Source organism: Burkholderia sp. E168m23 (assembly GCF_016586125.1).
Lineage (GTDB): Bacteria > Pseudomonadota > Gammaproteobacteria > Burkholderiales > Burkholderiaceae > Burkholderia > Burkholderia orbicola.
In genome coordinates, this window is sequence record NZ_BCPP01000368.1 from 1 (window position 1) to 6,348 (window position 6,348).

Genomic DNA, 6,348 nt, shown 5'->3' on the forward strand with positions numbered 1-6,348 from the left:
CAGCAGCGTGCGCGGCACGAACGGATCGTAGGCGATGCGGATCGCGTCGGCGATGCCCGACGGCACGCCTCTCGCCGCGGCGCCGAACGCTTGCGCCTGCCGCAGCAGCAGGCGCGCCTGGCGTTGCAGGCGTTCGCCCTCCGACGTCAGCGACAGCACCCGTCCACTGCGCGCGAAGAGCGGAAAGCCCAACTCGATTTCGAAGAATTCCAGCAGTTCGCTGACGGTCGAGCGGTCCTTGCCGAGATGCGCGGCGGCTTTCGTGATGCTGCCGTGTTCGGCAATGCACGCGAACGCCTCGATCTGCGCGAGCGAGTAAGTCAGTGCGCCCATGATGTCCCTTCCGGCGGATGCGGGGGATTTTCCCACATGTGCCGTTTTGCCTCGTCGACGCGCGCACTCGATACTGATTTTCGAGGGCGCGATGCGGGAGCCGCCGTGGGCGTGATCGACGCGCGTATGCCGCGCGTCGGACGCCGGTGACGATGGCACCGCCCGCGCCGCGCCCTGAAACGTTCGGGCCGTGCGGCGGAAACCTTCTTGCGCAGGCGCGACCGGACATCGTCGACAAGGACACACACAATGAAACCGAGGTTCGATCGTTCATTCGGCATCGCGCTTGCAGCGGCCATCGTCGCGGGCAGCGCAGTGACGGCGTCGTTCGCGCAAGCCGCGTCGTCTGCCGCGCTGCCCGCCGCCGCGACGTGCGGCGGCGTCGCGCTGGCCACGTGCCCCGCACCGTTCGACGCGACGCTGCCCGACCCGAAGCGGATGCTGACGTGGAGCCAGCCGGATCGCGTGATCGGCTTTCGCAACGACTATCGCAACTATCCGGGCGACGTGTTCCACCATGGCGCGGCCATGCCGTTCGTCGATGCCGCCCGCATGCTGACCGACATGTCGTACGAAGTGCACGGCAAGCGCTACACGCTGAAGGACTACCTGAAGCATCAGGACGTGGCCGGCCTGCTGGTGCTGAAGGACGGCAAGATCGCATACAAGTATCTCGGCGACGGCAACACCGATACGACGTTGTGGACGTCGCGCTCGGTCGGCAAGTCGGTCGTGTCGACGCTGGTCGGGGTCGCGTTGCAGGAAGGGAAGATCAAGTCGCTCGACGATCGCGTGACCGATTACGAGCCGGACCTGAAGGGCACCGCGTGGGACGGCGTGACGCTGAAGCAGTTGATCCAGCATACGTCCGGTGTCGCGTGGAACGAGAGCTACACGAATCCGGACTCCGATTTCGCGAAGCTCACCCAATGCGAGGCGCGGCCCGGCACGTATGCGTGCGTGCGCACGCTGGTCAAGGGGCTCGGCCGCGCGCATCCGCCCGGGCAGACCTGGTCGTACAGTTCCGGCGGCGCGTGGCTGCTCGGCGACGTGCTCGAACGCGCGACCGGCATGTCGCTCGCCGCTTATCTCGAAAAGACGATCTGGAAGCCGTACGGGATGGCGAGCGATGGCGTGTGGCACGCGTATCGCGAAGGGCAGCACGACGTCGGTGCGCATGGTTTCAACGCGACGCTGGAAGACTGGGGGCGCTTCGGCGAATTCGTGCTGGGTGGCGGCAAGCTGCCCGACGGCACGCGGATCTTGCCGGACGGCTGGCTCGACCGGGCGTCGGACTGGACGCAGGCGCGACAGTCGGTGTCGGCCGGGCACCCCGACGGCATTTACGGCTACCAGTGGTGGAACAACGCGGTGCCGGTCGATGCGAAGGGCACGGACCCGACGCCCGCAGCGTCGATGCGCGGCGCGCTGTGGGCGCTCGGCATCTTCGGCCAGGTCATCATGGTCAACCGCGCGGAGCATCTCGTGGTCGTGCAATGGTCGACGTGGCCGAAGGCGGAGCCGTCGTTCGATACGCTGCCGCTCGAAGCGTCGGTGTTCTACAGCGCGATCGCGCGGGAGTTGCGGCATTGAGCGTGCGCGTCGCGGCCACCTTGTTGCGGTGCATTGCCTGCCGCAACGCGCGGAAGGCCGGACGCAGGCGCGCCGGCCTTCCGGGGTGACGATGGCGCGATCGGGGTTCTCAGCGCCCCAGCGCGTAAAACGCCGCGTTGGGCCGCATGTTGGTCACGTTCGCGATGCGGTTGGACATCCCGAAGAAGGCCGAGATCGCCGCGATGTCCCAGATGTCGTCCTCGGTGAAGCCGTGCGTCTTCAGCGTGTCGAAGTCCGGCTCGCCCACTTGATGCGCGGCCTGCGACACCTTCATCGCGAAGTCCAGCATCGCCTTCTGCCGGGCGGTGATGTCGGCCTTGCGATAGTTGGTGGCGACCTGGTCGGCGATCAGCGGGTCCTTCGCGCGAATCCGCAGGATCGCCCCGTGCGCGATCACGCAGTACTGACACTGGTTCGCGGCGCTGGTGGCCACGACGATCATTTCGCGTTCGGCCTTGCTGAGATTGCCCGGCTTGTCCATCAGCGCGTCGTGGTACGCCATGAACGCGCGAAACTCGTCCGGGCGATGCGCGAGGGTGAGGAACACGTTCGGGATGAAGCCCGATTTCTCCTGGACGGCCGCGATGCGTGCGCGAATGTCGTCGGGCAGGTCTTCGAGCGCCGGCACCGGGAAGCGGCTGACGGGCGCATTGTCTGAAGCGGTCATGAAGTTTCCTCGATAAAGCGGCACGAATGACGATCACGCGTTCACGTCGACGACGACGCGGCCGCGCACCTTGCCGTCGATCAGTTCCGCGGCCAGCGGGATGACCTCGCTCAGGCCGACCCGACGGCCGATGGCGCCCAGCTTCTCGACGTCGAGATCGGACGCGAGCCGGCGCCAGGCCTCCAGCCGCTCGGCGCGCGGGCACATCACGCTGTCGATCCCGACGAGCGTGACGCCGCGCAGGATGAACGGCGCGACGGTCGCGGGGAAATCCATGCCGGCGGCGAGGCCGCAGGCCGTCACCACGCCGCGGTAGCGCGTGGTCGCGCACACGTTGGCGAGGACGTGGCTGCCGGCCACGTCGACGGCGCCGGCCCAGCGCTCCTTGCCGAGCGGCTTGCCGGGTGCGCTGAATTGAGCGCGATCCAGGATCTCCGCCGCGCCGAGTTGCCGCAGGTAGTCGGCATCGGCCGGGCGGCCCGTCACGGCGACGACGCGATACCCGAGCCGCGCGAGGAGGGCCGTCGCGACGCTGCCCACGCCGCCGGCCGCGCCCGTCACCACGATCTCGCCGTCGCCAGCGCGCACGCCGTGCCGTTCCAGCGCCATCACGCACAGCATCGCGGTGTAGCCGGCCGTGCCGATGGCCATCGCCTGTTGCGGCGAAAACGCGGACGGCAGCGGCACCAGCCAGTCGCCGTCGACCCGCGCCTTCTGCGCGAGGCCGCCCCAATGCGTTTCGCCGACGCCCCAGCCGTTGAGCACGACCTGATCGCCGGCGCGGTAATCCGGGTGCGTGCTCGCTTCGACTTCGCCGACCAGATCGATGCCCGGCACCATCGGGAACTTGCGCACGACCGGGCTCTTGCCGGTGATCGCCAGCCCGTCCTTGTAGTTCAGCGTCGAATAGCCCACGCGGATCGTCACGTTGCCGGCGGGCAACTGCGCGTCGTCCAGCGTGTGCAGCCGCGCGTGCTGGCCGGTTTCGTCCTTGTCGATCACGATGCCCTGGAACATGCGTCCTCCTTTCTAGACCGATCGTCTAATTAATCGTAAAAAAATTCAGCGGCGTGGCAATCCATTGAAGAAAAACTGCGCGAACAGCGCGAGTGGCTGGTCGCTGCGTTCGAGCTTCGCGCGCAGCACCGCACCTTCCCAGCCGATCCAGAAGAACGCGGCCAGCGCGGCGGGGTCGGCGGACTCCGCCAGCTCACCCGCCTGCTGCGCGGCGTCCAGGCATTCGGCCAGACGGCGCTGCCAGTCTTCGAACGTGGCGCGCAGACGGGCGCGGAAGCTTTCCGGCAGCGTGCCCATTTCCTGGCCGAGGTTGCCGATCAGGCAGCCGCGGTTGTACGCATGGCGGGCCATGCCGTCGCGGGCGTCGTCGACGAACGCGCGCACGCGCGCCAGCGGCGAGCGTTCCAGCTGGCTGAAATGGCGGTCGAGCTTGCGGGCGAAGAACTCGGCGTAGCGGTCGATCAGTTTGAGACCGAACGCTTCCTTGCTGTCGAAGTAGTGATAGAAGGAGCCCTTCGGCACGCCGGCGCGCCCGAGGATCTCGTCGAGCCCGGTGGCGGAAAAGCCCTTTTCGGTGAGGATCTCGAGCCCGGTGCGCAGCAGCATGTCGCGCGTGGCGACGAGGTCGTCGTGCTGTTTGGGTGGCCTGCCGCGGCGGCGCGGCGGATCGGTTCGAGCGTCCATGCGCGAATAATAGACCGTTCGTCTCGAAAATCAAGGGCCCGCGTGCCGAGCCGATTGGACAGGCCGATTGGGCGGGCCGTCGCGTCGGTGCGGCGACGCATGCGTCACGCCCCCGGGGCCGGGGCGGGGCATGGTGTGGACGTGGCCTTGGTCAGGCGACGAGCGGTTCGCCGACCTGAACCACGCCTTGCTCAAAGCGGCGATCAGATGCCGTAGACGGTCTCGCAGAGCGCGACACTCGCGCCCAGCTTCCGCGATAGATCGGCGGCGGCATCCAGCTGCGGTCGATCCAGTTCACCCGATTCGTGCGCGACGCTGAGGCGCGACGCTGGACCGGACAGCGTCAGCGCCGCCATGAACTTGTCGCCGGCGCCGAAGACCGGCACCGCGAACGCTGCCGTGTGCACATCGCGTGCACCCGCGGTGAAGAGGGGTAGTGCGGGCGGCTTGTCATAGATCGGTTCGCCAAGACCCCAGAAACGGATCACCTGGCTGATGGCCGTGTCGTCGAGCGGCAGCATCGTGCCCGCGAGCCGCGTTTCACGCAGGCCTTCGGACGGCTCGACCCGAAACAGGCAAAGCCGCTGCCCGTTGTCGTGCACGTAGTACGATGCGCTTTCCTTCGTCAGCGCGGCCAGCGCGTGCAGCGCCGGTTCGACCACCGTGGACAGATGGAAGGATTGCTCGTACAGCTTGCCGAGGTACAGCACGCGGTGCCCAAGCGAATAGTTGCCGGACTGGGCGCGCACGACATAGCCCATTCGCTCCAGCGAGTTCATCAGCCGATAGACCGTCGTCTTGTGCATGCCGGATGCTTGCGACAGCGTCGCGAGCGACTGCGATTCGGCGCCCGGCTTGAAGCAGTCCAGCAGCGAAAGCGCCTTTTCCACGGCAACCACGCCGTCATTTCCCATTCCTTCTCTCCCGTCGACACACGACGGGTATTGTACAGAGTAAAACGCTGGTTTACCACGTAAAAGGGTAAACGCCAGTGCCCTGGTATGGGTTGTCTCGTTATAGTGATTTCACTATGTACACCAGTGTTGTACAGAGTACAACGCGCAACCCGAGGTCGAGTCATGAGCAAGCCATCCGTCAGCATTTCTCCGATCAATCGCGACATCGAACGCATCTCGCCGGAACTGGTTCAGGCGGCCGCGCGTTACCAGGCCGCGATCCTTGCCGACGTCGCGGGCCGCCGCGGCACGGTGCATGGCCGCGTGCGGCCGCTGTCGCCGAAGATGAAGGTCGCCGGCCCCGCAGTCACGGTCGAAGTCCGTCCGGGCGACAACCTGGCGATCCATGCGGCGCTCGCCGTCGCGAAGCCGGGCGACGTCGTCGTGGTCGACGGCAAGGGCGACATCTCGTGCGCGCTGCTCGGCGAAATCATGGCGGCGCAGGCGAAGGCGAGCGGCATCGCCGGCATCGTCATCGACGGCGCGGTGCGCGACGCGCACGAACTGGCCAACGGCGACTACCCGATCTTCTCGGCCGGCCTCAATCCGTGCGGTCCGACCAAAAGCATCGCGGGGCGCGTGAATGCACCGATCTCGCTGGGCGGCGCGACGGTCAATCCGGGCGACCTGGTGGTCGGCGACGCAGACGGCGTCGTCGTCATTCCCCGCGCCGACGTCGCGCGCATCGTCGATCTCGCGCAGAAAAAGCTGGACTTCGAAACCGCGCGTATCGCGGCGATCCACAAGGGCGACCTTCGTCCGGGCTGGATCGAGAAGGAGTTGCGTGCAGCCGGCATGCTGGCCGAAGGCGAGGCACTGTGATGCGGATCGCTTCGCACAAGCCCGTGGTCCTCGTGACCGCCGCCGACCTTGCGCCGCAAGCGCTCGAGATGCTTGCGCAGTTCGACGTCGTGTTCGCCGGCAAGCAACCGACCGAGGACGACATCGTGGCGCTCTGCATCGAGCACAAGCCGGTCGCGATCATCGTCCGGTACGGCAAGATCAACGCCCGCATCATGGACGCGGCCGAAAACCTGCAGGTGATTTCGAAGCACGGCAGCGGCATCGACGTGATCG

7 protein-coding genes and 1 pseudogene are annotated in these 6,348 nt (G+C 67.0%); 3 read left to right on the plus strand and 5 right to left on the minus strand.

Annotation, left to right across the window (positions count from 1 at the left end):
* The coding region (locus JMF90_RS19185; RefSeq protein ID WP_201325320.1) for a LysR family transcriptional regulator at nt 1–333 on the minus strand (333 nt) is incomplete at its 3' end.
* 249 nt (nt 334–582) lie between these two features.
* Between JMF90_RS19185 and JMF90_RS19190 the strand changes: the two genes are divergently transcribed.
* On the plus strand, nt 583–1,926 hold the full coding sequence (locus JMF90_RS19190; RefSeq protein ID WP_011549017.1) for a serine hydrolase: 1,344 nt from the start codon (nt 583–585) through the stop codon (nt 1,924–1,926).
* 109 nt (nt 1,927–2,035) lie between these two features.
* On the opposite strand, the gene JMF90_RS19195 is transcribed toward JMF90_RS19190, so the two are convergent.
* From JMF90_RS19195 to JMF90_RS19210, 4 genes are all read right to left on the minus strand, one after another.
* Nucleotides 2,036–2,614, minus strand: coding sequence for a peroxidase-related enzyme (locus tag JMF90_RS19195; protein WP_011549018.1), 579 nt, complete (start codon nt 2,612–2,614; stop codon nt 2,036–2,038).
* Nucleotides 2,615–2,647: 33 nt separating this feature from the next.
* Nucleotides 2,648–3,631 carry an MDR family oxidoreductase gene (locus JMF90_RS19200; RefSeq protein ID WP_011549019.1) on the minus strand — a complete coding sequence of 328 codons (984 nt, stop codon included), beginning with the start codon at nt 3,629–3,631 and terminating at the stop codon, nt 2,648–2,650.
* A gap of 45 nt (nt 3,632–3,676) precedes the next feature.
* A complete protein-coding gene (locus JMF90_RS19205) occupies nt 3,677–4,315 on the minus strand; it encodes a TetR/AcrR family transcriptional regulator (protein ID WP_011549020.1) in 639 nt (212 codons plus the stop codon).
* A gap of 203 nt (nt 4,316–4,518) precedes the next feature.
* Complete coding sequence (locus JMF90_RS19210; RefSeq protein WP_011694857.1) at nt 4,519–5,229, minus strand: IclR family transcriptional regulator; 711 nt, start codon at nt 5,227–5,229, stop codon at nt 4,519–4,521.
* A 165-nt stretch (nt 5,230–5,394) separates the two neighbouring features.
* Between JMF90_RS19210 and JMF90_RS19215 the strand changes: the two genes are divergently transcribed.
* Both JMF90_RS19215 and JMF90_RS19220 read left to right on the plus strand, forming a co-directional pair.
* Nucleotides 5,395–6,093 (plus strand): RraA family protein, encoded by a 699-nt coding sequence (locus JMF90_RS19215; protein WP_011549022.1) that lies wholly within the window; start codon nt 5,395–5,397, stop codon nt 6,091–6,093.
* Nucleotides 6,093–6,348 (plus strand): annotated as a pseudogene (locus JMF90_RS19220) (3-phosphoglycerate dehydrogenase); the annotation flags it as partial. The gene JMF90_RS19215 and the pseudogene JMF90_RS19220, both read left to right, overlap by 1 nt.

Bases quoted from the DNA above. Each gene is read 5' to 3' on its own strand.
- JMF90_RS19190 (WP_011549017.1), top strand. From the start codon at position 583: ATGAAACCGAGGTTCGATCGTTCATTCGGCATCGCGCTTGCAGCGGCC.
- JMF90_RS19195 (WP_011549018.1), bottom strand. From the start codon at position 2,614: ATGACCGCTTCAGACAATGCGCCCGTCAGCCGCTTCCCGGTGCCGGCG.
- JMF90_RS19200 (WP_011549019.1), bottom strand. From the start codon at position 3,631: ATGTTCCAGGGCATCGTGATCGACAAGGACGAAACCGGCCAGCACGCG.
- JMF90_RS19205 (WP_011549020.1), bottom strand. From the start codon at position 4,315: ATGGACGCTCGAACCGATCCGCCGCGCCGCCGCGGCAGGCCACCCAAA.
- JMF90_RS19210 (WP_011694857.1), bottom strand. From the start codon at position 5,229: ATGGGAAATGACGGCGTGGTTGCCGTGGAAAAGGCGCTTTCGCTGCTG.
- JMF90_RS19215 (WP_011549022.1), top strand. From the start codon at position 5,395: ATGAGCAAGCCATCCGTCAGCATTTCTCCGATCAATCGCGACATCGAA.